Source organism: Halorubrum sp. ASP1 (assembly GCF_005435135.1).
Classification (GTDB): Archaea; Halobacteriota; Halobacteria; order Halobacteriales; family Haloferacaceae; genus Halorubrum; species Halorubrum tropicale.
Genome location: NZ_SGUA01000015.1, coordinates 23,451 through 48,449, shown reverse-complemented (window position 1 = coordinate 48,449; position 24,999 = coordinate 23,451). Strand labels below are relative to the sequence as shown.

The 24,999-nt window shown below is 72.8% G+C and carries 25 protein-coding genes; 18 read left to right on the top strand and 7 right to left on the bottom strand.

Features of this window, described 5'->3' with window-relative positions; genetic code table 11:
* Positions 1 to 107 precede the first annotated feature (107 nt).
* Complete coding sequence (locus tag EXE48_RS16575) at positions 108 to 1,208, top strand: DUF2891 domain-containing protein (protein WP_053770918.1); 1,101 nt, start codon at positions 108 to 110, stop codon at positions 1,206 to 1,208.
* Here the strand turns inward: EXE48_RS16575 and uppS are convergent.
* Positions 1,205 to 2,209 carry a polyprenyl diphosphate synthase gene (gene uppS / locus EXE48_RS16570; RefSeq protein ID WP_053770917.1) on the bottom strand — a complete coding sequence of 335 codons (1,005 nt, stop codon included), beginning with the start codon at positions 2,207 to 2,209 and terminating at the stop codon, positions 1,205 to 1,207. The two genes, EXE48_RS16575 and uppS, sit on opposite strands and share 4 nt — an antisense overlap.
* Positions 2,210 to 2,274: 65 nt before the next feature.
* On the opposite strand from uppS, the gene lwrS reads away from it, so the two are divergent.
* The 5 genes from lwrS (at position 2,275) to EXE48_RS16545 (ending at position 4,807) form a co-directional block, all read left to right on the top strand.
* Positions 2,275 to 2,658, top strand: coding sequence for an LWR-salt protein (lwrS, locus tag EXE48_RS16565; RefSeq protein WP_137712062.1), 384 nt, complete (start codon positions 2,275 to 2,277; stop codon positions 2,656 to 2,658).
* A 51-nt stretch (positions 2,659 to 2,709) separates the two neighbouring features.
* A complete protein-coding gene (locus tag EXE48_RS16560; protein WP_053770915.1) occupies positions 2,710 to 3,078 on the top strand; it encodes a hypothetical protein in 369 nt (122 codons plus the stop codon).
* 62 nt (positions 3,079 to 3,140) lie between these two features.
* Positions 3,141 to 3,857, top strand: coding sequence for an HAD family hydrolase (locus EXE48_RS16555; protein ID WP_137712061.1), 717 nt, complete (start codon positions 3,141 to 3,143; stop codon positions 3,855 to 3,857).
* A 34-nt stretch (positions 3,858 to 3,891) separates the two neighbouring features.
* Positions 3,892 to 4,215: a PadR family transcriptional regulator gene (locus EXE48_RS16550; protein WP_053770913.1), complete on the top strand. Its 324-nt coding sequence runs from the start codon at positions 3,892 to 3,894 to the stop codon at positions 4,213 to 4,215.
* Positions 4,216 to 4,291: 76 nt separating this feature from the next.
* Positions 4,292 to 4,807, top strand: a complete 516-nt coding sequence (locus tag EXE48_RS16545; protein WP_137712060.1) for a CopG family ribbon-helix-helix protein — start codon at positions 4,292 to 4,294, stop codon at positions 4,805 to 4,807.
* Between the two features lie 43 nt (positions 4,808 to 4,850).
* Here EXE48_RS16545 and EXE48_RS16540 read toward each other — a convergent pair whose 3' ends face one another.
* Complete coding sequence (locus tag EXE48_RS16540) at positions 4,851 to 7,082, bottom strand: AAA family ATPase (RefSeq protein WP_137712059.1); 2,232 nt, start codon at positions 7,080 to 7,082, stop codon at positions 4,851 to 4,853.
* Positions 7,083 to 7,572: 490 nt separating this feature from the next.
* Between EXE48_RS16540 and endA the strand changes: the two genes are divergently transcribed.
* Both endA and EXE48_RS16530 read left to right on the top strand, forming a co-directional pair.
* Positions 7,573 to 8,727, top strand: coding sequence for a tRNA-intron lyase (gene endA, locus EXE48_RS16535; RefSeq protein WP_121599786.1), 1,155 nt, complete (start codon positions 7,573 to 7,575; stop codon positions 8,725 to 8,727).
* A 55-nt stretch (positions 8,728 to 8,782) separates the two neighbouring features.
* The gene (locus tag EXE48_RS16530) at positions 8,783 to 9,385 is read left to right on the top strand and encodes an LURP-one-related family protein (protein WP_053770910.1); all 603 of its coding nucleotides are present in this window, start codon (positions 8,783 to 8,785) and stop codon (positions 9,383 to 9,385) included.
* Positions 9,386 to 9,422: 37 nt separating this feature from the next.
* Here the strand turns inward: EXE48_RS16530 and EXE48_RS16525 are convergent, their stop codons facing one another.
* Both EXE48_RS16525 and EXE48_RS16520 read right to left on the bottom strand, forming a co-directional pair.
* A complete protein-coding gene (locus EXE48_RS16525) occupies positions 9,423 to 10,277 on the bottom strand; it encodes an NmrA family NAD(P)-binding protein (protein WP_137712058.1) in 855 nt (284 codons plus the stop codon).
* Complete coding sequence (locus EXE48_RS16520) at positions 10,274 to 10,933, bottom strand: NAD(P)-dependent oxidoreductase (protein WP_077152245.1); 660 nt, start codon at positions 10,931 to 10,933, stop codon at positions 10,274 to 10,276. The genes EXE48_RS16525 and EXE48_RS16520 overlap by 4 nt, the downstream gene beginning before the upstream one ends.
* Positions 10,934 to 11,048: 115 nt before the next feature.
* Here EXE48_RS16520 and EXE48_RS16515 point away from each other — a divergent pair, with 115 nt between their 5' ends.
* The 3 genes from EXE48_RS16515 to EXE48_RS16505 all read left to right on the top strand — a co-directional run bounded on the left by EXE48_RS16515 (position 11,049) and on the right by EXE48_RS16505 (position 13,465).
* Entirely contained in the window at positions 11,049 to 11,456 is a 408-nt protein-coding gene (locus tag EXE48_RS16515) for a winged helix-turn-helix transcriptional regulator (RefSeq protein WP_053770908.1), read from the top strand.
* A 99-nt stretch (positions 11,457 to 11,555) separates the two neighbouring features.
* Positions 11,556 to 12,596, top strand: a complete 1,041-nt coding sequence (locus EXE48_RS16510; protein WP_053770907.1) for an ABC transporter ATP-binding protein — start codon at positions 11,556 to 11,558, stop codon at positions 12,594 to 12,596.
* Positions 12,593 to 13,465: an ABC transporter permease gene (locus EXE48_RS16505; RefSeq protein ID WP_137705310.1), complete on the top strand. Its 873-nt coding sequence runs from the start codon at positions 12,593 to 12,595 to the stop codon at positions 13,463 to 13,465. Before EXE48_RS16510 ends, EXE48_RS16505 begins: the two co-directional genes overlap by 4 nt.
* 49 nt (positions 13,466 to 13,514) lie before the next feature.
* On the opposite strand, the gene serS is transcribed toward EXE48_RS16505, so the two are convergent.
* Both serS and EXE48_RS16495 read right to left on the bottom strand, forming a co-directional pair.
* Entirely contained in the window at positions 13,515 to 14,885 is a 1,371-nt protein-coding gene (serS, locus tag EXE48_RS16500) for a serine--tRNA ligase (protein WP_137712057.1), read from the bottom strand.
* Between the two features lie 87 nt (positions 14,886 to 14,972).
* Entirely contained in the window at positions 14,973 to 15,542 is a 570-nt protein-coding gene (locus EXE48_RS16495) for a DUF8162 family protein (RefSeq protein WP_053770904.1), read from the bottom strand.
* Between the two features lie 118 nt (positions 15,543 to 15,660).
* Here EXE48_RS16495 and EXE48_RS16490 point away from each other — a divergent pair, with 118 nt between their 5' ends.
* The 5 genes from EXE48_RS16490 (at position 15,661) to yciH (ending at position 22,062) form a co-directional block, all read left to right on the top strand.
* Positions 15,661 to 16,992: a dihydroorotase gene (locus EXE48_RS16490; RefSeq protein WP_137712056.1), complete on the top strand. Its 1,332-nt coding sequence runs from the start codon at positions 15,661 to 15,663 to the stop codon at positions 16,990 to 16,992.
* Between the two features lie 208 nt (positions 16,993 to 17,200).
* Entirely contained in the window at positions 17,201 to 18,241 is a 1,041-nt protein-coding gene (locus EXE48_RS16485; RefSeq protein WP_053770902.1) for an AAA family ATPase, read from the top strand.
* 30 nt (positions 18,242 to 18,271) lie between these two features.
* A complete protein-coding gene (locus tag EXE48_RS16480) occupies positions 18,272 to 19,432 on the top strand; it encodes a DUF58 domain-containing protein (RefSeq protein WP_053770901.1) in 1,161 nt (386 codons plus the stop codon).
* Positions 19,429 to 21,714, top strand: a complete 2,286-nt coding sequence (locus EXE48_RS16475) for a transglutaminase TgpA family protein (RefSeq protein WP_137712055.1) — start codon at positions 19,429 to 19,431, stop codon at positions 21,712 to 21,714. Before EXE48_RS16480 ends, EXE48_RS16475 begins: the two co-directional genes overlap by 4 nt.
* Before the next feature lie 54 nt (positions 21,715 to 21,768).
* Entirely contained in the window at positions 21,769 to 22,062 is a 294-nt protein-coding gene (yciH, locus tag EXE48_RS16470) for a stress response translation initiation inhibitor YciH (RefSeq protein WP_004596695.1), read from the top strand.
* A 119-nt stretch (positions 22,063 to 22,181) separates the two neighbouring features.
* On the opposite strand, the gene EXE48_RS16465 is transcribed toward yciH, so the two are convergent.
* Complete coding sequence (locus EXE48_RS16465) at positions 22,182 to 23,015, bottom strand: geranylgeranylglycerol-phosphate geranylgeranyltransferase (protein ID WP_053770899.1); 834 nt, start codon at positions 23,013 to 23,015, stop codon at positions 22,182 to 22,184.
* A 145-nt stretch (positions 23,016 to 23,160) separates the two neighbouring features.
* Between EXE48_RS16465 and EXE48_RS16460 the strand changes: the two genes are divergently transcribed.
* Both EXE48_RS16460 and EXE48_RS16455 read left to right on the top strand, forming a co-directional pair.
* Positions 23,161 to 24,204 (top strand): disk-shape morphogenesis protein volactin, encoded by a 1,044-nt coding sequence (locus EXE48_RS16460; protein WP_053770898.1) that lies wholly within the window; start codon positions 23,161 to 23,163, stop codon positions 24,202 to 24,204.
* Between the two features lie 129 nt (positions 24,205 to 24,333).
* A complete protein-coding gene (locus EXE48_RS16455; protein WP_053770897.1) occupies positions 24,334 to 24,942 on the top strand; it encodes a helix-turn-helix domain-containing protein in 609 nt (202 codons plus the stop codon).
* The last annotated feature ends 57 nt before the right edge of the window (positions 24,943 to 24,999 follow it).

Below are 24,999 nucleotides of genomic sequence, written 5' to 3'. Positions count from 1 at the left end.
CGGCGGGAGGGTGCGGGCCGACGGGGTGACGCGGCCCGACCTGACGCCCGCGCCGCCCCGCCGCACGCGACCGACCGATTGAACAGGCGCGCCGCCGACCCGCCGCCATGAACGCCTTCGAGGAGCTGTCGCCGGACGCGCTCCGGGCCGGCCGCGCGGACGCGCTCGACGACGCCGTCGCCGCCGCGCTGGCAGCGCACCCGCTCGACGGTGTCGAGACCGAGTACCCGCACTACCGGGGGACCGTGGAGGGCCCGGAGGCGCCCCCGCGCCCCTCGGAGACGCACCCCGTCTTCTACGGCTGCTTCGACTGGCACTCCGCCGTCCACAGCCACTGGGCGCTCGTCCGCGCGCTGCGGCTCGCCCCCGACCACCCGAACGAGGCCGAGATCGCGGCTGGCGTCGACGAGCGATTGACGCCCGAGAACGTCGCCCGCGAGGTCGACTACCTCGACGAGAACCCCGGATTCGAGGAGCCGTACGGCTGGTCCTGGCTGCTGCGCCTCGCCGCGGAGCTCGACCTGTGGGACGACCCCCGCGCCGACGCGTGGCGCGAGACGCTCCGCCCGCTCGAAGACCGGATCAGCCGCGGAACCCGCGAGTCGTTCCTCGGGGTCGACCGCCCGCAGCGCGTCGGGACCCACGGCAACAGCGCATTCGCGCTCGCCGCCGTCCTCGACTACGCGCGGGTCGTCGGCGACGCCGCCTTCGAACGCGAGGCCGAAGCGGCGGCGCGGCGGCTGTACGCCGACGACACCGCCGCGGTCGTCGGCGCGGAGCCGGTCGGCTGGGACTTCCTCTCCCCGGCGCTCGTCGAGGCGGACCTCATGCGCCGCGTCCTCGGCCCCGACCCGTTCGCGGCGTGGCTCGGCCGGTTCCTGCCCGACCTCAGCGCGCCCCCGCACGACGCGCTGCTCGCGCCCGTCGACGTCGAGCCGGAGGAGGGCGACGGCGCCGCGATGCACCTGATCGGGCTCAACGTCTCCCGCGCGTGGTGTCTCGCCGGGCTGAGCGACGCGCTGGCGGATCGGACCGGCCCCGTGGCGGCCCGGCTCCGAGAGCCCCTCGACGCCGCGGCGCGCCGCCACGCCGAGGCGGGGGCCGCGGACGTGCGCACCGACGACTACGCGGGGTCGCACTGGCTCTCGTCGTTCGCGCTGTACCTGCTGACGCGGAACGAGGCCGGGATCGCGCCCGGCGCCGCTTAGTCGGCTCCCGACGGGTCGCGCGCGTCGCCGGTCCCGCCGTCGGTCCGACCGACCGAGTCGCCGTCGGTCGACCCGACGGCCTCGCCCTCCGCGATGCCGAGGGCGTCGTCCGAGAGGTCGCTCCCGTCGAGCCGGGGGACGCGCTCCCGGAGCCGGGCGGCGGCGGCCCGCGCCTCCGCGAACTCGACCTCGGCGAGCGCGCGCACCAGCGCGGCGGCCCGCTCCGCCCGGGCGCGCTGCCACGACTCCTCGCGCGACTCGTAGGTGCGGATCGCGCGCAGGAAGTCGGCCTCGGAGAACTCCGGCCAGTACGGCGCACAGAAGTAGACGGCCGCCTCGTTGCCGTTCGCGTGCCACGGGAGGAAGTTGGACGTTCGCTCGTCGCCGCCGGTGCGGACGATCAGGTCCACGTCGCGGATCGGCCGGTCGTACAGCCGCTCCTCGACGGTCTCGACGTCGACGTCCTCGGGGGCCATCTCGCCGGCGTCGACGTCCCGGGCGATGGCGCGCGCGGCGTCGAGCAGCTCGGTCCGACCGCCGTACGCGAGCGCGACGTTGAGCGTGAAGCGGTCGTTACCGGCGGTGCGCCGCTCCGCGTACGCGACCGCGTCGCGGACCCGCGGCGGGAGGCGGGGCACGTCGCCGATGGCCCGGACGCGGACGCCCTGCTCGTGGACGCGGTCGGCGTCGGCGAACTCGCGCAGCTTGCGTTCCAACAGGTCGAAGAGGGGCTCTAGCTCCTCGTCGGGGCGCTCGAAGTTCTCCGTGGAGAAGGCGTAGAGGGTGAGCTCAGAGACGCCGAGGTCGGCGCACCAGTCGAGGACGCGCTCGGTGGTGTCCGCGCCGGCGCGGTGCCCGTCGGGGGCGTCGTCGCCGCGCTCGCGGGCGTACCGCCGGTTCCCGTCCTGGATGACGGCGACGTGGGCGGGGACGTCGTCGATCTCGCGGCGGAGGTGTCGCCGGTACGCGCGCCCGGCGAGGCCGCGGAGTCGGTTCAGCATCTTCCCTGACTCAGACGGCCGAGCGGTATGTACTTTTATCCTCCCGCCGGTCCTCCGGCCCGAAGATGGAGGCCGCCTACGTCGTCAGCGTCGCGATCCGGCTCGACCCGCCGGCCGCCGCCGTCGACCCCGACCGCTTCGAGACGACGGTGGAACTCCCCGCGAGCGAGCCGGGGACGGACGGGTGGCTGTTCTTCCGCGACCGCCTGTGGCGCGGCGAGATCGGCGACGAGCCGTCGTTCCGGCGGTTGGCGGAGGAGCGGCTGGGGCTCGCGGACGCCGGGAGCGTCGAGGTCGTCGCCGCCGACTTTCGGGAGCTGCGAACCGACGGGGCGTACCTCGACGCGCTGACGGCGGCGATCGCCGACGACCTTGACCGGTTCAACGCCGACTCGGTCGACGAGGTCCTCCGCAAGTACCTCGGCTCGTCGGTCCACGTGCGGGGCTGATCCAGCGGGACGCAGCCCAGATTTATGCCCGCTCGCGGCGACGCGTTCGGTATGCGCCCTCCCCTCGACGAGACGACCGAAACAGGTTCGGACGGGTCAGGCCGCGCGGGCGGGACCGCCGGCGACGAGACCGCCGGCGACGCGGCCGGTCGCGGCGCTTCCGGGGACGCCCCCGAGTACGACGCCGCCGACCGCTACTGGGTCGTCAGGGAGGCGGTCGAGGACGCGCTGATGAACGTGTTCTGGACGCTCGCCCTGTTGGGGTTCGGCCTCGCGCTGCTGGCCGGCGGCGCGCTCGCGGTGCTCGAAAACGGTGGCTCGCGGATCTCGGTTCTCGTCGGCGTCGCCCTGGTCGGTCTCGGCGTCGGCAACGTCGCCGTCGCGCTCGACGTGCGACTCCCGTTCGTGAGCGCCGACTGAGCGCTCGAACCGTCGCCGGAGCTTCACAACGCACTTACCCGGTGGCGGCGAAAGGACGTGGAATGCGGATCGCCGACTACGATTTCCACCTCTTCGACCTCGACGGGACGCTCGTCGACGCCGAGTGGGAGTACACCCGGACGGTGTTCGACCGCGTCGGCGACCGGCTCGACCGCGAGTTCTCGGACCGCGAGGCGCGCGTCCTCTGGCACGGGCTCGGCGGGTCGCGCGCCGAGACGCTCCGCGGAATGGGGGTCGACCCCGACGCGTTCTGGCCCGCGTTCCACGCCGTGGAGGACCCGGTCGCCCGCGCGGAGGCGACGTACCTCCACGACGCCGCGCGACTGCTCGACCGCGTGGGCGAGGTCGGCGGGCCGACCGGCCTCGTCACCCACTGCCAGGAGTTCCTCGCCGAGCCGGTCCTCGACCGCCTCGACCTCGGCGGCCGCTTCGACGCGGTCGTCTGCTGTACCGACGAGACGGGCTGGAAGCCGGCGCCGGACCCGATAGAGGCCGCGACGAGCGAACTCGGCGTCGACCCCGCCCGCCACCGCGGCTACTACGTCGGCGACGGCGAGAGCGACGTGGCGGCCGCCTGGAACGCCGGCCTCGACGCGGTCCACGTCGAGCGCGTCGGCCACGACGAGCGCGGCCGCTGTATCCTCGGGGACCGGCGCGTGCGCCGCCTCGACGAACTGGTCGGCGGCGAGGGCCGGACCGACGCCGGCCGGAGCGGCGACGACCCGCTCGGCGCCGGCGAGCCGGTCGACGCGTCGTGAGCGATTTATCCGCCCGCGGGGCGAGGCGCCGACCATGACGAAGTGGTTCCACAGCGGCCGGCGCCGCGACCTCTGCGCGCTCCTGTACGACCACGGCGAGCTGCGCGCGCAGTCGGCGAAGAGCCGGCTGGAATCGCATTACGACGAGCGGATCGACCCCGGGTCCTTCTACGGCACGCTCTCCGCGCTCGTCGAGGCCGGATACCTCGACCGCCGGGCCGAGGGGATCGCCGACGTGTACGCGCTCACCGACGCGGGCGAGGCCGCGCTGCTCGCCCACTACGACTGGCTCGGCGAGCGGATCGAGGGCGGCGACGGGGACGACGGCGACGGGGACGACGGCGACGACGGAAGGTAGCGAGGCGGCGGGCGGGGGGCGGAGGGCCGCGGGCCGGACCTCAAGGATTAACAACTCCGTGGGCGTGAATTAACATATGACAGTCGTCAGCGTGTCCATGCCGGAGGAGTTGCTCGAACGGATCGACCGGTTCGCGGACGAGCACGGGTACACCGGCCGGAGCGAGGTCGTCCGCGAGGCCTCGCGGAACCTCCTCGGGGAGTTCGAGGACGCCAAGCTGGAGGACCGGGCCCTGATGGCCGTGGTGACCGTCCTGTTCAACTACGAGACGACGAGCGTCGAGGAGCGGATGATGCGGCTGCGACACGAGGACGAGGGGATCGTCGCCTCGAACTTCCACAGCCACGTCGGCTCGCAGTACTGTATGGAGCTGTTCGTGCTGGAGGGGGGCTTAGAGGAGATATCGGCGTTCGTCGGGAAGGTCCGCGCGACGAAGGACACGCTCACGGTCGATTACAGCGTCACGCCGGTGGACGAGTTCGGCGCCGGCGCGCTCGGCGACGGCCACGCCCACGGCGGGCACGGGCACGGGGCGTCCGAGGAGGCGGAGGGGCAGGCGGACGCGACCGCCGAGGCGAACGAGGACGGCTGAGCGGGCCGCGGCCCGGGAGGACGGACCCGGCCGCTCGCCCGCCTCAGGTGGTCTCGGGGCGGACGGACTCTATCGCCGCGTCGAAGTCCTCCCCGGTGATCCCGACCTCGTCTGCGTGGTCGTTGGCCGCCTCGCCGTGCTCGTCGGCGACGCGCTCGATGGCGCGCATCGCGGCCGCCCGCGACAGCGAGGCGATCTCCGCGCCGGAGTACCCCTCGGTCTCGTCGGCGACGCGCTCCAGGTCCACCCCGTCGGTCAGCGGCTTGTCGCGGGTGTGAACCTCTAGGATCTTGCGCCGGGCCTCGCGGTCCGGCTCCGGCACCTCGACGTGGGTCTCCAGGCGCCCGGGGCGGAGCAGCGCCGGGTCGAGCGCGTTCCGCCGGTTCGTCGCCGCGAGGACGACGAGGTTCGGGTTGTCGCTGGCGCGGTCGAGCTCGGTCAGGAGCTGGGAGACGACGCGCTCGCTCACGCCGGAGCCGTCGCCGCCGGCCGCGTCGCGGTCGGTCGCGACCGCGTCGATCTCGTCGAAGAAGACGATGGCCGGCGCGGCCTGTCGGGCCCGGTCGAACAGCTCGCGGACCGCCTTCTCCGACTCGCCGACGTACCGGTCGAGCAGCTCCGGCCCCGCGACCTGGATGAAGTTGACGCCGCTCTCGCCCGCGATGGCGCGCGCGAGCAGCGTCTTCCCGGTCCCCGGCGGGCCGTACAGCAGGACGCCGGTCGGCGGGTCCGCGCCCGCCGCGTCGAACAGCGGGCCGTACGACAGCGGCCACGTCACGGCGCGGTCGAGCTCCGCCTTCGCGTCGTCTAAGCCCCCCACGTCGGCGAAGTCGGTCGTCGGCTGCTCGGCGACGTACTCGCGCATCGCGCTCGGCTCGACGTTCGCGTGCGCGGCCTCGAAGTCCGCCTTCCCGACCGTCACCTCGTTCAGCGCGCGGGAGTCGGACTCCCGGGCGCGGCGGAGCGCGGTCATCGCCGCCTCCTGCGCGAGCCCCTCGATGTCGGCGCCGACGAACCCGTGCGTCCGGCTCGCGATCCGGTCTAAGTCCACGTCGTCCGCGAGCGGCATCCGGCGGGTGTGGACGTCGAGGATCTGTCGGCGACCGGACTCGCCGGGGACGCCGATCTCGATCTCGCGGTCGAACCGGCCGCCCCGCCGGAGGGCGGGGTCGATGGTGTCGACGCGGTTCGTCGCGCCGATGACGATCACGTCGCCGCGCGCGTCAAGCCCGTCCATCAGCGAGAGCAGCTGGCCGACGACGCGGTTCTCGACGTCGCCGCCGTCGTCGCGCTTGCCCGCGATCGAGTCGATCTCGTCGAAGAAGACGATGGCCGGGGCGTCCTCGCTCGCGCGCTCGAACACCTCGCGGAGCCGCTCCTCCGACTCCCCCTTGTACTTCGACATGATCTCCGGGCCGTCGACGGTGATGAACGTCGCGTCGACCTCGTTGGCGACGGCGCGGGCGATGAGCGTCTTCCCGGTCCCCGGCGGCCCGTGGAGGAGGACGCCCTTCGGCGGGTCGATGCCGAGCCGGGTGAACACCTCCGGCTCGGAGAGCGGCAGTTCGATCGTCTCCCGGACCAGCTCCAACTCCTCGTCTAACCCCCCGATGTCCTCGTAGGTCGCGCCCGCGGTGTGCTCGGCCGGCGGGGCGTCGCCGCCCTTCGGACGGGCGTCGTCGCCCGGGCGGTCGGTCCCCGAGCCGGCGGCGGACCCGGACCGGTCGTCGGCCGACGCGCCTCCGCGGCCGCCCGCGTCCGCCCCGTCGCCGGCGTACTCGACCGACACGTCCGTCGCCGCCGTGATGCGGACGGTCCCCGCGGGCGACGTCCGCGCCACCACGAAGCGGAGGCCGCCGAGCCGCTCGACGTGGACGGCCTCGCCCTCGGTGACGGGGCGGTCGCGGAGCTCCCGGGAGAGCGCCCGCTCGACCACCTCGCGGCTCACGTCCACCTCCGCGAGGCGGCCGGGGGCGGTCAGCGTCGCGCGGTCGGCGTCGGACACGTCGACCGGGGCTATCGTCACGGTGTCGCCGACCCTCACGCCGGCGTTCGCGCGGGTGTCGGCGTCGATGAGGACGGAGCCGTCGCCGGCGTCGGGACCGCCCGGCCACACCTTCGCGACCGCGGTGCGCTCGCCGCGCACCTCGACGGTGTCGCCGCTGAGGAGGGCGAGCCGCTTGCGGGCCGACTCGGGGAGCCTGGCGATGCCCCGGCCCGCGTCCCGCTTCTCGGCGGCACGCACCGTGAGCCGGAGCCCTGCGGTGTCGTTCATACCACTCGTTCTCGCCGGCGGCTCTTTACAGTTGTCCGACACCGTCGTGAACCGGTTCCCGATCATAGTTGTGGGATTGAAACAGCCGTGCGGGAACGACGATTACTTATAAAAGAGGATACGGTCGGCGCGTGCCTGCGAGCGGTCGCCCTCGGCGACCGCGAGCCAGCACGCGCGAGGGAGTCGCTGGCGCCGACGGCGCCAGCGACGAGGTTGGGGAGGCGTGAGGTGCGGTTGCGGTGCGGTGCGGGGTGGGGCTCAAAGGGGCAGTCGCGAGGCGGGCGCAGGTGACGCGAGCACCGCAGGGAGCGAACGAAGTGAGCGACTGAGGAGCGCGGCGAGCGTGCGCCCGCCTCGCGACTGGGGCTTTGGAGGTGTTCTCCGCAGCGTCCCCGCTCGTTTATGAGTGTACCACCGCCCGATCCGATTCGCCCCGGTCCCGCGAGCACCGACCGCAACCCCCTTCCCTCGGCCGGCCGCGATAGCTGGTATGCAACCGACGGGACACCTGCGGGGCGACGCGGTCCGCGTCGGCGGGGACGCCCGCCAGCGCTTCTACGACGCCCGGGGGTACGGGCGACCGCTCGACGGTAACGAGATCGCGCTCTCGCGGGTTGAGGCCGCCCACCTGCTGTTCCGCGGCGACCTCTCGGGGATAGAACTCGGCGGCGACGGGAGCGCCGAGACCGACGCCGACCCGGTCGGCTTCGAGCGCTTCTTCGTCGCGAGCGCGGCCGCGGCCGACCGCTTCGCGGTGCGCTTCCTCGTCTACTCGGACCTCCGCGACCGCGGCTTCTACCTCTCGCCCGCACGCGAGCCGTGGCCCGGCGGGCGAGACGCGGCGAGCGACGCGGTCGACTTCGTCGCCTACGAGCGCGGCGCGACCCCCGACACGGGGAACGTGAAGTACCCAATCCAGGTCGTCGGCGAGCGCGAGTCAATCGCGGCCGCCGGGCTCGCGGGGCGCACGCTCGCGGTCGTCGACGAGGAGTCCGACATCACCTACTTCGCGGCCGAGAAGGGCGCGATCGACGGCGCGACGGGGTACGAGCCGCCGGCGGCCCTGAGCGGCGTCCTCCTCGCGGACCGCGTCGTCGTCTGGGACGCCCCCGAGGGGCTGTACGAGCGCGGCTTCTACGGGCGCCCGCTCACCGGACGCGCCGCCGACGTCGAGGGCGCGCTCCAGCTCTCCCTCGTCGAGGCCGCGTCGCTGGCCGCCGACGGACGCCTGTCGCTGTCGGCGTCGGTCGGGAATCCCGAGGCTGCGGACGCGGAATCGGGGGACGCCGCCGCCCGGATCGTCGCCCGCGGCCGCGACGTGGAGGGCGAGCGGTTCGATCGCCGGCTCGCCGTCTACCGGCGCCTCCGCGCGGCCGACGCGGTGCCGAAGACCGGCTTCAAGTTCGGCGCCGACTTCCGGACGTACCTCGACGTGGAGACGGTCGAGGACCTCCCGCACTCCGAACACCTCGTGCGCGTGGTGGGGCCGGGCCACGAGTTCTCGCCCCGAGAGCTCTCGCTCGACGTGCGGCTCGCGGGCGGCGTCCGCAAGGAGATGGTGTTCGCCCTGACCGAGGTCGGCGACGGGCGTCCCGGCGACAGCGCAGACGTGGAGTGGCTCGCCGTCGACCGGCTGACGCCCTGACGCCCGGGTCGGCGCGAACAGAAGGCTTTTTTGACCGCTCGCCGTCGTCGCGTCCATGCCGTTTCCCTCCGCGTCCGACGCCGAGTCGGGCACGTACGACATCTCGACCGTCGACCTCAGCGACGACCGCTACGAGGTGAAACAGTCGCTGGTCCGGAACAAGTACGCCGTCCGGGACAGCGCCGGAAACGTCGTCCTCCGCGGGAAACAGAAGATGTTCAAGCTGAAAGAGGAGTTCCCGTTCGTCACCGGGGACGACGAGGACGCCTTCTCGGTGAAGGCGGGCGGGATCGTCGACATCGGCGGCAACTACGCCATCGTCGACGCGGGCACCGGCGAGGAGGTGGTCGTGCTCGACGAGGACTACTCGCTGTTCGTCGAGAACTGGACGGTCCGCGACCCCGACACGGGAGAGGCGCTGGCGACGATCGAGTCCAAGAACAAGCTGCTGTCGGCGCTCCGGCACCTCGTCGGCGCCGCGAACCTGATCCCGAACAAGTACGAGATATTCGACGCCGACGGCGGCCACGTCGGCGACATCGAGGGGCAGTTCTCGATGCGGGACGCCTACACGGTCACCGTCGACGACGCGAGCGACGTGCCCAAGGAGGCGGTGATCGCCGCCGCCTGTATCCTCGACGCCCTGGAGAACCAGTAGCGGCGCTCGCGGCGCCCCGGTGGAAACCGCGGCCGCGCTACGGTCGGAACTCGTCCGCGTAGTCCGCGACGAACTCGCGGACCGTCCGCGGCGGGCGCCCGAGGACCGCCTCGACGTCGCCCGTCGTCCGGCCGGAGCGACCCAGCCGCACGACCGAGTACTCGGCGGTCATGAACGCGACGAACCCCGGGGAGAAGCCGCGTTCGTACATCCGCCGCGCGAACGTCAGTCGCGACGGGTCGGCGTACGCGATCGGTCTGTCGAGCACCGCCGCGAATATCTCGGCCACCTCCTCGAAGTCGAGCGCGGCCGGGCCGGTGAGGTCGTACGCCCGGTCCGCGTGACCCGACTCGGTGAGCGCCCGCGCGGCGACCGCCGCGACGTCCCGCGCGTCGGTGAAGCTCAGGACGCCGTCGCCGGCCGGGACGAATATCTCGTCGCGCTCGACGATCTCTCGGCGGTGGATCTCGCTCAGGTTCTGGGCGAACCACGAGGCGCGGAGGAACGTGTGGTCCATGCCGGTCCCGGCGAGGTGGCGCTCGATCCGACGATGGGGGAGGACCGGGAACTTCTCCGCGCCGAGGATCGAGAGGAAGACCACGTGCTCGACGCCCACGCGGTCGGCGGCGTCGGCGAACTCGCGGACGTCGCTCACCGCGCTCCCCGGCGGGTACAGGAGGAAAAGTCGGTCGACGCCAGCCAGCGCCGCCCCCCACGTCTCGGGGCGACCGAGGTCGAACGCCACGGGCTCCGGGCCGTCGCCGAACGCGTCCCGCGCGTGCTCCGGCCTCCGGGTCGCCACGCGGACGGACGCGTCCCGGTCCGCGAGCGCTCTGACGAGCGGATCGCCGACGGTCCCCGTCGCACCGGTGACCAGTAACCGTTCGGTCATCGCTCGTCCGCGACCTTCGGCATCTCGCCGACGTATTCGACCCCTTCGAGGCAGTCGAGGACGAACGCGGCGACGTTCGCCCGCGCGGCGGCGTCGCGCACCCCGAGCGTGAGGTCCGTCCCGTGTCGGAACGCGCCCGCGTGCGCGGCCTCGGTGAGGCGCGGGGCGCGAACGACCGTCCAGCGCGCGTCGCTGGTCCGGACGGTCTCGACGTGGTCGCGGGCGTCTTCGAGGGCCGCCCGCGCCAGCAGCTTCAGGAGCGACTCCATCACCCTCCCGCCGAGACTCACCGACTCGCCCGCCTCCCTGACACCCGCGCCGACGAGCGTCACGAAGCGATCGACGCCGTGCTCGTCCATCGCCGCGAGCACGTGCTCGCCGGCCGCCGTGAGGAGGTCGTCCGGGCTCCCGTCGGTCTGTCCGAGGACGCTGACGACGGCGTCGACCGGGGTCCCGTCCCCGCCGACGGCGCGGTCGACGCCGTCGCCGGTGTACGCGTCGCCCGCGACGACGGCGACCCGGTCGTCGTCCCGGACCGACGACGAGAGGCTCGCGGGGTCCCGGACGAACGCGACCACCTCGTGCCCGCGGTCGAGCGCCTGTTCGACGAGCGGCCGGCCGGTTCGTCCCGACGCACCGAGTACTGCGATTCGCATACCCGAGAGCAGCGCGCCGAGGACATATACTTGTGACTTCGAAGCTTCGAAGTATTAGCCCGCATTCGGCCTGTATCCCAAAGATACAATAGCAATAGCGTGCAGTGATCGCTCGATGAACGGACAGAGCGATGTGCCGGACGTGCCCGGACTGAGCGGGGGGTTGACTCGCGCGGAGGCGACCGCCCTCCGCGAGTCGTTCGCCCCGGAGGAGCAGGAGCGCATCGGTCGGACGGTGGCCGAGCTCCTGGATCTCCTCGGAAAGACGCGCACGATGGCGGTGTTGAGCGCGTTCGCGTTCGCCGAGGACTCGCTGCGGTTCAGCGACTTGGAGAGCGAACTCGACGCCGCCCCGAACACGCTCTCGGCGCGGTTGAAGGAGCTGACCGAGGCGGGGCTGCTCGACCGCGAGGCGTACGACGAGGTGCCGCCCCGGGTGGAGTACACGCCGACGGAGAAGGCGGAGTCGCTGTTCCCCGCCTTCGCGCACCTCCACCACTGGGCGATCGAACACGAACTCTGACGTACCGAGCGGTCCACCGCGCTCGCCGGCTTCAATTTTCGTAGTAACAATGGACGTTCGAAGTCGGGAGTATATGCCGCCGGATCCGGTACTACGGATATGCCTACACAGGACACGGCGGGGCCGAGCGACCGGTCCCGAGACGGCAGCGCCGGCGAGCCGGCGTCCGCCGCCGCGATCGACGTCGACGGGCTCGAACTCACCTACGCGGACGGGACCGTCGCCGTCGACGGGATCGACATGACCGTTCCCGAGGGGGAGTTCTTCGGCTTTCTGGGGCCGAACGGGGCCGGCAAGACGACGACGATCAAGGTCTTCGCGACGCTTCTGTCCCCGACCGGCGGAACGGTCCGGGTCAGCGGCTTCGACGTGCGCTCCGACTCCCGGAAGGTCCGCGAGTCGATCGGGTACATGGCTCAGGAGACGAGCATCGACCCCGAGCTCACCGCCGCGGAGAACATCCGGTTCGCCTGCGAGGCGTACGGAGTCCCGCGGGACGAGCAGTCCGAGCGGGTCGACGAACTGCTCGACCTCGTCGACCTGGCGGACGTGGCCGACAAGCGGGCCGAGGAGTTCTCGGGCGGGATGAAAAAGCGGCTCGACGCCGCGACGGCGCTGGTCCATCGACCGCCGCTCGTCTTCCTGGACGAGCCGACGACGGGGCTCGACCCGAAGGCCCGCAACCGACTGTGGGAGTACTTCCGACGCATCAACGACCTCGGGACGACGATCTTCCTGACGACGCAGTACCTGGAGGAGGCGGACCAGCTCTGCGACCGCCTGGCGGTCATCCTCGACGGCGAGATCGTCGCCGACGGGAGCCCGAGCGAGCTCAAACGCGAGGTCGGGGGTGAGGTCCTCGACGTGGAACTGGAGGGCGACGGGACGGCAACCGAGCGGGCCGCGGCGATAGCGCGGGAGTTCGACGCCTTCGCGGACGCCTCGGTCGCCGAGACCGAGGAGGGAATCAGCGTCACCGCGGAGACGGCCCGGGAGCACGGCACCGACCTCCTCGTCGCGCTCCGGGACGCGGACGTAACGGTGACCGGGTTCAACATCCGCGCGCCGACGCTCGACGACGTCTTCCTCGCGATCACCGGTGAAGAGCTCGACATCGACGACGAGGAGGTGGCGCGATGAGCGCGCCCGCGAACGACCGCTCGGGGTCGAGCGCGCGCTCCGGGAACACGTTCGTCGGCGACGCGTGGGTGAACTTCAAGCGGTGGAACCTCAAGGCCGTGCGGAACCCGTTCGTCCTCGTCGTCTCGCTCGTCCAGCCGATCATCTTCCTCGTGCTGTTCACGGAGGTGTTCGGAAACGTCGCGGGCGGCGCGGTTAACCGGGGGCTGCCGGGGATCAGCTACGAGACGTATCTCGTGCCGGCGATCACCATTCAGGTGGCGCTCGCGGCGGCGATCACCTCCGGCGTCGGGCTCGTGAACGACATCGAGAACGGCATGTTCGAGAAGGTGCTCGTCACGCCGATGAGCCGCACGGCCGTCTTCGTCGGCAAGACCGCCGCGGAGGTGTTCCGGATCGCGGTCCAGATCGCGATCATCCTCGGGCTCGGCGTCCTCCTCGGCGCCGACATCGTCACCGGCGTCGCCGGGGCGGCGGGGATCGTCGCGGTCGGGATCCTGTTCTCGCTCTGGTTCGTCGCGTTCTCGAACGCCGTCGCGATCCTCACGCGAGACCAGGAGTCGACGATCATCAGCGCGAACCTGCTGCAGTTCCCGCTGCTGTTCCTGTCGAGCGCGTTCCTCCCGCTCGAAGCGCTCCCGGGGTGGATCCAGACGTTCGCCCGCGTCAACCCCGTGACCTACGGCGTCGACGCCGCTCGCTCGCTCATGATCGACCAGGACGTGATGACGGTCATCGACGTCGCGTGGTTCGGCGGGACGCTCGACGGCGTCGCGCCCGGCGTCGCCGTGCTCGTCGGGCTCGACCTCGTGTTGGGCGCAGTCGCCGTCGTGCTGCTCTCCCGCGCGTCGAGTTCGGACGTGAAGTAGGTGGAAGCGCCGACGCCGCTTCGGGGCGCGAGCGGTCGGAGGGCGTGCCCTACTCCCCGCCCAGCTTCGACTCGCCGACCGCGTCGCCGCCCTCGATGACCTCGGTGCCGCCCATGTACGGGCGCAGCGCCTCGGGGACGGTGACGGTGCCGTCGTCGTTCTGGTAGTACTCCAGGATGGCGACGACGATCCGCGGGACCGCGAGCCCCGAGCCGTTCAGGGTGTGGAGGTACTCCGCGGACTCGTGGTGCTCCTCGCGGTACCGGATGCCGGCGCGGCGCGCCTGGAAGTCCTCGAAGTTCGAGACGGACGAGACCTCCAGCCAGCGGCCGCCCTGCTCGGGGCCCTCGTCCATGTCGTCGGCCGGCGCCCACACCTCGATGTCGTACTTCTTCGCCTGCGTGAACCCGAGGTCACCGGTACACATCTCCAGGATGCGGTAGGGGAGTTCGAGGCGGCGCAGGACCTCCTCGGCCTCGTCGACGAGCCCCTCGAAGCGCTCGTCGCTCTCCTCGGGCCGGACGAAGTTCACCATCTCCACCTTGTTGAACTGGTGGACGCGGACGATCCCGCGAGTCTCGGTGCCGTGTTCGCCCGCCTCCTGCCGGAAGTTCGGCGTGTACGCCTGGTACTTCAGCGGGAGGTCCTCGCCGAGGAGGATCTCGTCGCGGTGGAGGTTCGTGACGGGCACCTCCGCGGTCGGGAGCAGCCAGAGGTCGTCGTCGTCGTACGCCTCCTCGTTCGTCCCCTCGACGCGGTAGGCGTCCTCGGTGAACTTCGGCAGCTGGCCGGTGCCGCGCATCGACGCGGAGTTGACAGGGATCGGCGGGAACACGTCCTCGTACCCCTGCTCGCGGTGGACGTCGAGCATGAACTGGATCAGCGCGTGTTCGAGGCGGGCGCCGTCGCCCTTCGCGACGTAGAAGCCGCCGCCCGCGACCTTCGAGCCGCGCTCGAAGTCGAGGATCTGCAGCTCCTCGCCGATGTCGTAGTGCGGCTCGACGTCGGCCGGGAGGTCGCGGCGGTCGTCGAACCCCTCGCGGCGGCGCTCGACGTTCTCGGACTCGTCGGCGCCGACCGGGACCGACTCCTGCGGGATCTGGGGCAGTTCGAGCAGCGACGCCTCCAACTCGGCCTCCAGCTCGTCGGCGCGCTCCTCGATCGCCTGAAGCTCGGCCTTGAGGTCCTGCGAGCGCTCGATCGCCTCTTCGGCCGCTTCCTCCTTCCCGGCCGCCTTCAGCTCGCCGATCGTCGAGGAGACCTCGTTGCGCTCGTGGCGCAGGTCGTCGCCGCGCTGTTTCAGCTCCCGCCACTCCTCGTCGACGTCGAGTATCCGGTCGAGGTCCACGTCGACGCCCTTGTTGTCGAGCGCCTCGCGGACGACCTCGGGGTTCTCCCGGACGAACTGTCGAGACAGCATTTGGCGGGGATTCCGCGGGACGACCCAAAACCGTATCGGAGCGTCGGCAGCGGTTGGCACGGGGCGGTGCGGCGACGGCGGCCGCCGTCAGTACCCGCCCGGCAGCGCCATCCCGACCGCGAGCGCGACGAGCGGGACCGCGGCGACGGCCGCGTACCACAGCCCAGCGCCGCCGAGGAGGAGGTACGTCGAGACGCCGTAACCGGTCGGGTCCCAGTTGAGCCCGAGCCGCGGGAGCCCGAACACGGCGACCGCCGGCGCGACGAGGCCGACCGCGACCGCGCCGAGCAGCGCCGTGAGCAGGAACCCGGAGCTCCAGGCGGGGCCCGCCTCGGCGGCGCGCGCGACGGTGAGGACGACCCCGGCGAGGTACGGCACCGAGAGCCCGACCGAGACGCCGAGGTAGGAGGGGAGGAGCCGCCCCGTCGGCGGCAGGGCGCGGAACAGCGCGCGGAGGCGCTCGGCGGCGAGGAACGGCGCGCACAACCCCGCGGCGACGATACCGGGGAAGAGGAACAGCGCGACCGTCCACAGCCAGCCGACGACCGCGTCCGCGACGGCGGGGGCCGCGAGGGGCGCGGCCGCGCCCGAGAGCGGGGAGAGGGCACCCGAGAGCGGAGGGGCGGCGCCCGAGAGGGCGGAGAGGGCAGCGACCATGCGCGAGGGAGCCCGCGCCGGCGACAAACGTCTTGCGGTGCCTCGTGGCGGGCCGCCGCGGACCCCGCGACCGGGAACCACCAGCGTTTATCCCGCTCGCCGCGACCGGCCGACAACGATGCTCATCACGGGCGCGACGCTGGCCGACGGCCGGGTTCGAGACGTGCGGATCGGCGACGACGGACGGATCGACGCTGTCGCCGGAGGGCTCGGGGCCGACGCCGGCGAGCGCGTCATCGAGGCCCGCGGGAGGCACCTCCTGCCGGGCGCGGTCGACGTCCACGTCCACTTCCGCGAGCCGGGCGGGAGCCACAAGGAGACGTGGACTTCGGGGTCACGGAGCGCGGCCGCGGGCGGCGTCACGACCGTCGTCGACCAGCCGAACACCTCGCCGCCCACCGTCGACGGCGCGGCGTTCGACGAGAAGGCCGCGCTCGCGGCCGACTCGCTCGTCGACTACGGGATCAACGGCGGCGTCACGGAGGAGTGGGACCCCGAGGGCCTCTTCGACCGCCCGCTGTTCGCGCTCGGCGAGGTGTTCCTCGCGGACTCGACGGGCGACATGGGCATCGACGCTGACCTGTTCGCCGACGCGCTCGACGCGGCGGCCCGGCGCGACGCCCCCGTCACCGTTCACGCCGAGGACGCGACGCTGTTCGACGAGGGGGCGCTCGACGGCGACCTCGGGGGCGTCGGCACGGCCGCGACCGCCGACGCGTGGTCGGCCTACCGGACGGCCGACGCCGAGGTCGCCGCGGTCGAGCGCGCGCTCGCGGCGGCCGCGGACCGCGACGCGCAGGTCCACGTCGCGCACACCTCGACGCCGGAGGCCGTCGACGCCGTCGTCGAGGCCCGCGACGACGGGGCGGACGCGACCTGCGAGGTCACGCCGCACCACCTGTTCCTCTCCCGCGAGCGGGCGCGGTCGCTCGGGACGTTCGGGCGGATGAACCCGCCGCTCCGCTCGGAGGAGCGCCGCGAGGCCCTGTTCGCGCGGCTCGCCCAGGGCACGGTCGACGTGGTGGCGACCGACCACGCGCCCCACACCGTCGCGGAGAAGCGCCGCGGGCTCGTCGACGCGCCGAGCGGCGTCCCCGGCGTCGAGACGCTGTACCCGCTCCTCCTCGAATCGGCCCGGACCGGGGAGCTGTCGCTCGAACGCGTCCGCGACGTGGTCGCCGCGAACCCCGCCGAGACGTTCGGCCTCGGCCGGAAGGGACGGGTCGCGGAGGGGCGCGACGCCGACCTCGTCCTCGTCGACACCGCCGACCCGCGGGAGATAGCGGCCGCCGCGCTCCACAGCGCCTGCGGGTGGACCCCCTTCGAGGGGCTCCGCGGCGTCTTCCCGGAGGTCACCCTCGTCCGGGGCGAGGTCGTCTACGAGCGCGACCCGGCGACCGGCGCGGCGTCGTTCGGCGACCCGGTCGGTCGGAACGTCCGGAAGTCGTAGGTCCGCGGCGAACGGCCCGGTCGCGAGGCGCGAATCGTCGCCCGCGACCGTCGGCGCCGAAGGGGCGAAATCGGCCGAGACGAGCGGACCGCCGCCGGCGGAACGCATATGCCGTTGCTCGCCTTACCCGTGGTATATCGATGATCACGGGGAGCATTCGCACGGTCGCCTTCGGACGGGAGCCCGACCCGAACGAGGCCGGCCGAACATGACGGACCCCGGAGAGTCGGGGCCGTTCGGCGCCGGTCCCGCGGAGCCGGTGGACGGCGAGGCGGAATCGACCGGCGGCGAGGTCGGCGGGGCGGCCGCCGCCGCGGGCGTCGACCCCGAGACCCCCGCGGACGTGGCCGCGCTCGCTGACCGCATCGTCGGGGAGGTCGAGGACGTGATCGTCGGCAAGCGCGACGCCGTCGAGCACGTCCTCGTCACCGTGCTGGCGCGCGGGCACCTCCTCGTCGAGGACGTGCCCGGCGTCGGGAAGACGACGCTCGCGAAGTCGGTCGCGCGATCGATCGACGGCTCGTTCAAGCGCGTCCAGTTCACCCCCGACCTGCTGCCCTCCGACGTGACCGGCGTCAACGTGTTCAACCGCCGCACCGACGAGTTCGACTTCCAGCCCGGCCCGGTGTTCGCGAACGTCGTCCTCGGCGACGAGATCAACCGCGCCCCGCCGAAGACGCAGTCGGCGCTGCTGGAGGCGATGGAGGAGAACCAGGTGACGACCGACGGGACGACCCGCGCCCTGCCGGACCCGTTCTGCGTGATCGCGACCCAGAACGACGTCGAGCCGGGACAGACCTACGAACTGCCCGTCGCGGAGGTCGACCGCTTCACGAAGAAGATCCGGCTCGGCTACCCGGACACCGACGAGGAGGCCGCGATCCTCGGGCGGCTCACCGGCGACCACCCGGTCGACGCGGTGGAGCCGGTGGCGACGGTCGCCGACGTGCGCCGGGCCCGCCGGATCGTCGGCGAGATCGAGGCCTCGGAGGCGGTCCGGGAGTACGTGGCCCGGCTCGCGGTGTTCACCCGCCGAAACGCCAGGCTCGGGGCGAGCCCGCGCGGGAGCCTCGCGCTGGTCCGCGCGTCGCAGGCCCGCGCCGCGCTGGAGGGCCGCGGGTACGTGATCCCCGACGACGTTCAGGCGGAGGCCCCGACCGTGCTCTCGCACCGGATCCGGACCGAGTCGGGCGGAACCGACGGCGCCGACGTGGTTCAGGACGCGCTCGACCGGATCCGCGTGGAGTGACGAGATGACGCCGACACCGCCCTCGATCGGATGACGCCCGAACTCACCCGCCGGGGGCGCGTCGCCGGCGCCGTCGGCCTCGTCGCGGCCACGAGCGCGCTCGCCGCCGGCGGCCGCGCGCTCGACGCCATCGTCATCCCCGTCGCCATCGCGCTCGCGGCGGGCTACGTCCAGGTGTCGCGCGTCGACGCCCCGACCGTCCGGCACGTGACGCCCGCCGACGGGTTCGTCGGGGAGACGCGCGAGGTCCGCCTGGAGTTCGGCCCGGCGGCGCGGGACGGCGGCGGCGCGTCCTCGTTCCTCGCCGACGTTCGGGTCCGGGTCGACGAGGGGCTCGACGGACCGACGGCGCCGATCCGCGCGGCCGTCGGCACGGAGCCCGTGTCGTACGCCGTCACGTACCGCGAGCGCGGCGAGCGGACGCTCGGCCCGGTCGAGCTCACCGCGACCGACGTGTTCGGCCTCTTCGAGCGCTCGCTGCTCGTCGACGAGACCGACGCGGTGACCGTGTACCCGCCGCGCGACCCGATCCCGGCGCGGTTCCGACGGGCGCTGTACGCGGCCGACGCGGTCGACGTGAGCCGTCAGCGCGAGGAGTTCGACCGCCTGCGGGAGTACACCCGCGGCGACGCGGTCCGCGACGTCCACTGGGCGACGACCGCCAAGCGCGACGAGATCGTCGTCAAGGAGTTCGCGGCCGAGACCGCGCGGAACCGGGTGACGATCGCGGGCGGGACGGAGGTCAGCGGCGGCGGGCGCGCCGGCCGCGACGGCGACCCGTTCGGCGGCGTGGGCCGCGACGGCGACGCGGACGCCGACCGCACCGCGAGCGCGGCCGCGGCCGACGAGCTCGCGCGGGCGACCGTGAGCCTCGCGCTGGCGCTGCTCGAAGACGGCGTCCCCGTCGACGTGCGGCTGCCCGGCGGGCGGGTCTCGGCGGCCCCCGGCGGCCGCGGGCGGCGCGAGGTACTGGAGCTGGCGGCGCGGACCGGCCCGGGCGCGGTCGCCGACGACGAGGCCGACGTGACGGTCGTCGCCGGCGCGGACGACGCCCGGTTCCGCGCGGGCGACCGGTCCGAGTCCTTCGCCGACCTGCGCCGCGAGGCCGAGGCGGAGCGCGCGACCGGGGACGGCGCCGGGGCTGGCCGGGCCGACGCGGCGCCGGACGGACGGGAGGTGGCGTCGCCGTGAGCCGCGGGGCGTCCGTCCGGGAGCGGCTCGCCTCGGGCGGTCCCGCCGGGGACGAGCGGCGGCTGGCCGACCCGGCGGTCGTCGGCGTCGCGGTCGTCGCCGCGGCGTACCTCGCCGTGTTCTTCGAGGTGACGAACGTCGTCGGCGGAACGGGGCGGACCGCGGCGGTCGTCGCGGTCGCGGGGCTCGGCGGGGTCGCGCTGGCGCGGGCGGTCGGCGAGCGAACGGCGCTGTGGCTGGCGGGACTGCTGTTCGCCGCGGGGCTGGCGGGGTACTTCCTCGCGATCCCCGCGAGCCAGCGCGCGCTGTTCACGGTCCGGAGCGTCGCCTTGGACCTCCTCGCGCTGTCGACGGGGCTCTCCGTGCTGCGGCTGGCGCTCGCGGACGTGTGGGTGCTCGCCGTGGCGCCGGTACCGACGTTCCTCGTCGGCTACTTCGCCGGCCGCGGGCGCCACGTCGCGGCCGCGAGCGTCGGCGGCGGGACCCTCGGCTTCCTCGTGCTCACGGGCGACGCGGAGACGGGGGCGGCGGTCGCCGGCGTGGTCGGGCTCGCGCTCGCCGTCGGCCTCTCGACGCTCTCGACGCCGGGCCGGCGCCGCGGCCACGCGGGCACGTTCGCGCTGGTGGTCGCCGCCATGGTCGTCGCGAGCGCGACGATCACCGTGATCCCGGCGGGCGCGGCGGCGCCGCTGGGCCTCGACCGCGGCACGACGACGCTGGAGTCGAGCCTGAGCGGCGAGGACGAACTCGACGTGATCGGCACCACGCGGCTCTCCCCCGAGGTGCGGTACACGATCGAGAGCCCCGTCGAACGGAACTGGCACACCGGGGCGTACGACACCTACACCGGCGACGGCTGGGTGCGGACCGGGGAGCGGTCCCCGCTCGGCGCTTCGCTCTCCGGTCCGCCCGGTTCGAGCGAAGCGGCCTCCGTGTCGATAACCGCGGAGACGGAGTCGACCGCATTGCCGGCGCCGTGGAAGCCGGTCTCGGCGTCCGCGTCCGACGGGGGAACGGTCGAGTTGGACGAGCGCGGCAGCCTCCGGCTCGCCGAGCCGCTTGAGCCGGGTGAGGAGGCGACGGTGACGAGCCGCGTCCTCGACGCCGATCCCGCGACGCTCCGGAACGCCAGCACCGACTACCCCGAGGCGATCGAGGAGCGGTACACCCAACTGCCCGAGAGCACGCCCGACCGGGTCGGCGAGCGGACCGAGGAGATACTCGCGGCCGCGGACGCCGAATCGCCGTACGAGCGGGCGGCCGCGGTCGAGGCGTACCTGCGCTCGGAGTACGACTACTCGCTGACCGTCGAGCGGCCCGAGGGCGACGTGGCGGACGCGTTCCTCTTCGAGATGGACGCCGGCTACTGCGTGTACTTCGCGACGACGATGGCGGCGATGCTCCGGACACAGGGGATCCCCACGCGGATGGAGACGGGCTACACCTCGGGGCAGCGGGTCGGAGAGGACAAGTACGTCGTCCGCGGGCAGAACGCCCACGCGTGGGTGTCGATCTACGTGCCCGACCACGGCTGGGTTGCGTTCGACCCGACCCCGTCCGACCCCCGCGACGAGGCGCGGGACACCAGACTCGCGGAGGCGCGTGCCGACGGGGCGGAGAACGTCGACACCGAGGCGTCCACGCCCAACCAGACGCTGGAGGCGGGGCCCAGTACGGTCCGCCCGGACTCGATCGGCGGCGCCACCACACCGAACGCCGACGGAAACGGCTCGACCGGCCCGCAAACTGAGGACGCGAACGCGACGAACGGCACCGGAAACGTCTCGGAGGCAGAGATCTCCCAGCTCGAGGGCGCGGAGGCGAACGGCGTCGAGCCGACCGGCGAGTCCGACGGCTCCGGAGGGGGCGGGCTCCTGCCGACGCCGAGCGCGGAGACCGCGCTCTACTGGCTGCTCGTCGCCGGCCTCGCCGTCGCGGGGGTTCGGCGGACCGGCCTCGCGAGCCGCGCGGGCCAGCGGATCGGTCCGTTGCTCCCGCGGCGGCGCGGCGACCCGACCGCGGACGCCGAGCGGGCGTTCGCCGACCTCGAACGGCTGCTCGCCGAGCCATACCGCGAGCGGCGGCCGGGAGAGACCCCGCGGCGCTACGTCGAGACGATGCGGGCGCTCGGCGCCGACGAGCGCGTCGAGACCGTCGCGACCGCGTACGAGCGCGCCGCCTACGCCGGGTCGGTGACGCGGTCCGAGGCCGACGCCGCCCGGCGGGCCGTCCGCGGGCTCGCGCTGGAGCGACTGCCGCTCATCGGGCGGTTCGTCCGCTGATCGGGGGGCTTCCCGACACTATTTAATACGGGCGTCCTGTAGATTCGGGCTGTAATGTCGGAAGTCTGCTCGACGTGCGGACTGCCCCAGGAACTCTGCGTCTGCGAGGACGTCGCGAAGGAGTCCCAGCAGATCAGCATCCGCATCGACGAGCGCAGGTACGGTAAGGAGGTAACGGTCATCGAAGGATTCGACCCGAAGGACGTGGATCTGAGCTCCCTCTCGTCGGATCTCAAGTCGAAGTTCGCCTGCGGGGGCACCGTCGAGGACGGCGCCATCGAGCTCCAGGGGAACCACTCGGGTCGCGTGGAGGACTTCCTCCGCGACAAGGGCTTCAACGTCGCGTGACCGTCACCTGACCGTCCGCCGTCGAGCATCGCTTCGAGCGAGACCGTTTTTTCGCCGCGCCACTCTCCTATTAGCGGCCGTGCGACCCGTCTCACGCGACCACGACTGCGTGACCTCCCTCATGCGACCACGGCGGCTCGCCCGACGACGAAGGCGGCCGCCGCGAGGAAGGTGCCGTACTTGAACCGGCGCTGCGCCGCCGCGGGGTCATCGAACCCCTCGTATGTGGCGTACAGCATGACCGCGTCGGCGACCGCGACGACCGCGAGGTACGCCGCGCCGAGGGTCCCGGAGAGGTACGGCAGGGGGCTGACGGCGACGGCGGCGACGAGCGCGGCCGCGCCGATCCACAGCGCGGTGCGCTCGCCGACCGCGATGGGGAGCGTCGCGAGCCCCTCCTCGCGGTCGCCGGCCACGTCCTCGACGTCTTTGATCACCTCGCGCGTGAACGTCGAGAGCCCCGCGAGCGCCGCGAGGACGAGGACCGCCCGCGGGTTCCCGACCGCGGCGCCGCCGAACAGGAACGTCGAGCCGACGAGGTAGGCGACCAGGGCGTTGCCGAGGCCGGGCGTCCCCTTGAACAGGCTCGTGTAGGTGAGCAGAGCGACGAGGTTCACCGCGGCGATGGCGATTGCCGCCGGGGGGAGCGCGACCGCGACCGCGACGGCGACGGCGAACCAGGTCGCGGCCGTCGCGAGCGCGAGCCGCGGCGGGACGGCGCCGCGCGGGATCGGACGGTCCGGGCGGTTGACGGCGTCTATCTCGCGGTCGAAGTAGTCGTTGATCGCGTTGCCCGCGGCGACCGCGAAGACGGTCGTCGCGGCCGCGAGCGCGGTCGGGACGGCGGCGCCGCTCGCGCCGGCGACGAACGCGCCGGTGGCCGTGAGCACTCCGGCCGCGACGCAGTTGCCGAGGCGGGCGAGCTGGACGAGGCCGCGGAGGGTGTCTCGCACGTCGTCCGCGTACTCCCGCCCGCGAGGAATAAACGGTGCGGGATCCGTCGGGGACCCCCCGTCCCGAAGGCGTTCGCCCGGCCGGGAGCGAGGTCGGATCGACCCGCCACGAACGTTTATCAGGTCCGAAATGAAATACCCGGATATGGCCAAGGGCTTAGACGTCGGTACGATGAACATCCTCTCCGGACGACAGGAAGGCGCGGAGACGGTGTTCGTACAGCAGCGGAACTCGTTCGTCGAGATCGAGTACAGCGACATGGCCGAGCAGATGCTCTCGCGCAGCGAGGTCCTCCACATCCGCAAGGACGACAAGGTGTACGTCGTCGGCGACGACGCCCTCAACTTCGCGAACATCTTCAACAAGGAGACCCGACGGCCGATGCAACACGGCATCCTCTCCAGCGAGGAGGCCTCGGCCATCCCGATGATCAAGCTGATCACCGAACAAGTGGTCGGCGAGCCCTCGAAGCCGAACGAGCGCCTGTTCTACTCCAGCCCGGCGGACCCCATCGACTCGCCGCTCACGACGCTGTACCACGAGAAGACGCTCGAGTCGATGCTCGGCGACATGGGGTACGACCCCGAGCCGATCAACGAGGGGATGGCGGTCATCTACTCCGAGCTGGCCGACAACAACTTCACCGGCCTCGGGATCAGCTTCGGCGCGGGGATGACCAACGTCTGTCTCGCCTACTACGCGGTGCCCGTGATGAAGTTCTCCATCGCCCGCGGGGGCGACTGGGTCGACGAGCAGACCGCGCAGGCGACGGGCACGCCCGTCGACAAGGTGACGAGCATCAAGGAGGACGACTTCGAGCTCGACTTCCGCACCGACGTCGGCGGCGTCGAGGGCGCGCTCGCCATCTACTACGAGAACCTGCTCGATTACGTCATCGAGAACATCACGCGCGAGGTCGACGAGGAGGACGTCGAGGAGGGCCTCGACGTGCCCGTCGTCGTCACCGGCGGCACCTCCAGCCCGAACGGCTTCGAAGACCTGTTCGCCGACCACCTCGCGGACGCGAACATCCCGTTCTCGATCAGCGGCGTGCGCTCCGCCGAGGAGCCGATGTACAGCGTCGCCAGCGGGGCGCTCGTCGCCGCGCGCTCCGAGGAGGGCGACGAGGAGTCGGCCGGCGGGAGCGAGCCGGCCGCCGAGGAGGCCGCCCCCGAGTCCGAGGACTGAGGCGCGACCGACCCGCGCCTCCGACGCGACCTCGACCCCGATTCCGACCATTTTTACACCCGACCGGCGCGGCGCCGGATCCCGGGAATCCGCCGAAAGATGAAACCGACGCCGTCCGTAGCGACTGACATGTCCGACGCCGCCGGCGCCGAGGGTGACCGCCGCCTGCGGGTCGACCTCGACGTCGACCCGAGGGGCGACCGCGGCTGTCCGATCGTCGACGAGGCCGACGAGGCCGCCGAGGTGGCGGTCAACGCGGTCGGCGACGAGTGCGTGGTCGACGTGACGACGCCGGACGGGGACGTCCGCCGCGGGACCGGCGAAGTCGACGAGGACTGCCTCTGTCACGCGTTCGGGCGGCTCGGCTACGTCCCGCACTTCCGCCGCGTCGAGGACGGGACGGTCCTCGTCACGACATACGTCGACGACCGCGACGCGGTCCGCCGGTTGGTCGGGGAGCTCCGGGAGGTCGTCGACCGCGTGCGGCTCGTGCGGCTCGCGGTCGTGGAGGGACCGGACGCGACCGAACAGGTCACCTTCGACCTCTCCTCGCTGACGCCGAAACAGCGGCGCGGGCTCGAACTCGCGGTCGTCCGCGGCTACTTCGACGACGACCGCGACGTGCGCCTGAGCGAGTTGGCCGACGAGCTAGCGATCAGCAAGTCCGCGCTCTCCCAGCGGCTCCGCACGGCGCAGGCGAAGCTAGTGACGGACGTCTTCGACGGCGCCGAGCGGTGAGCGGTTCCTCTTGAAGCGGTACACCGGTAAAGCGGGAGGCGGAGGCGTCGCCGGCCC

Excerpts from the sequence above, each read along its gene's own strand:
- EXE48_RS16575 (WP_053770918.1), top strand. The coding sequence starts at position 108 with ATGAACGCCTTCGAGGAGCTGTCGCCGGACGCGCTCCGGGCCGGCCGC.
- uppS (WP_053770917.1), bottom strand. The coding sequence starts at position 2,209 with ATGCTGAACCGACTCCGCGGCCTCGCCGGGCGCGCGTACCGGCGACAC.
- lwrS (WP_137712062.1), top strand. The coding sequence starts at position 2,275 with ATGGAGGCCGCCTACGTCGTCAGCGTCGCGATCCGGCTCGACCCGCCG.
- EXE48_RS16560 (WP_053770915.1), top strand. The coding sequence starts at position 2,710 with ATGCGCCCTCCCCTCGACGAGACGACCGAAACAGGTTCGGACGGGTCA.
- EXE48_RS16555 (WP_137712061.1), top strand. The coding sequence starts at position 3,141 with ATGCGGATCGCCGACTACGATTTCCACCTCTTCGACCTCGACGGGACG.
- EXE48_RS16550 (WP_053770913.1), top strand. The coding sequence starts at position 3,892 with ATGACGAAGTGGTTCCACAGCGGCCGGCGCCGCGACCTCTGCGCGCTC.
- EXE48_RS16545 (WP_137712060.1), top strand. The coding sequence starts at position 4,292 with ATGACAGTCGTCAGCGTGTCCATGCCGGAGGAGTTGCTCGAACGGATC.
- EXE48_RS16540 (WP_137712059.1), bottom strand. The coding sequence starts at position 7,082 with ATGAACGACACCGCAGGGCTCCGGCTCACGGTGCGTGCCGCCGAGAAG.
- endA (WP_121599786.1), top strand. The coding sequence starts at position 7,573 with ATGCAACCGACGGGACACCTGCGGGGCGACGCGGTCCGCGTCGGCGGG.
- EXE48_RS16530 (WP_053770910.1), top strand. The coding sequence starts at position 8,783 with ATGCCGTTTCCCTCCGCGTCCGACGCCGAGTCGGGCACGTACGACATC.
- EXE48_RS16525 (WP_137712058.1), bottom strand. The coding sequence starts at position 10,277 with ATGACCGAACGGTTACTGGTCACCGGTGCGACGGGGACCGTCGGCGAT.
- EXE48_RS16520 (WP_077152245.1), bottom strand. The coding sequence starts at position 10,933 with ATGCGAATCGCAGTACTCGGTGCGTCGGGACGAACCGGCCGGCCGCTC.
- EXE48_RS16515 (WP_053770908.1), top strand. The coding sequence starts at position 11,049 with ATGAACGGACAGAGCGATGTGCCGGACGTGCCCGGACTGAGCGGGGGG.
- EXE48_RS16510 (WP_053770907.1), top strand. The coding sequence starts at position 11,556 with ATGCCTACACAGGACACGGCGGGGCCGAGCGACCGGTCCCGAGACGGC.
- EXE48_RS16505 (WP_137705310.1), top strand. The coding sequence starts at position 12,593 with ATGAGCGCGCCCGCGAACGACCGCTCGGGGTCGAGCGCGCGCTCCGGG.
- serS (WP_137712057.1), bottom strand. The coding sequence starts at position 14,885 with ATGCTGTCTCGACAGTTCGTCCGGGAGAACCCCGAGGTCGTCCGCGAG.
- EXE48_RS16495 (WP_053770904.1), bottom strand. The coding sequence starts at position 15,542 with ATGGTCGCTGCCCTCTCCGCCCTCTCGGGCGCCGCCCCTCCGCTCTCG.
- EXE48_RS16490 (WP_137712056.1), top strand. The coding sequence starts at position 15,661 with ATGCTCATCACGGGCGCGACGCTGGCCGACGGCCGGGTTCGAGACGTG.
- EXE48_RS16485 (WP_053770902.1), top strand. The coding sequence starts at position 17,201 with ATGACGGACCCCGGAGAGTCGGGGCCGTTCGGCGCCGGTCCCGCGGAG.
- EXE48_RS16480 (WP_053770901.1), top strand. The coding sequence starts at position 18,272 with ATGACGCCCGAACTCACCCGCCGGGGGCGCGTCGCCGGCGCCGTCGGC.
- yciH (WP_004596695.1), top strand. The coding sequence starts at position 21,769 with ATGTCGGAAGTCTGCTCGACGTGCGGACTGCCCCAGGAACTCTGCGTC.
- EXE48_RS16460 (WP_053770898.1), top strand. The coding sequence starts at position 23,161 with ATGGCCAAGGGCTTAGACGTCGGTACGATGAACATCCTCTCCGGACGA.
- EXE48_RS16455 (WP_053770897.1), top strand. The coding sequence starts at position 24,334 with ATGTCCGACGCCGCCGGCGCCGAGGGTGACCGCCGCCTGCGGGTCGAC.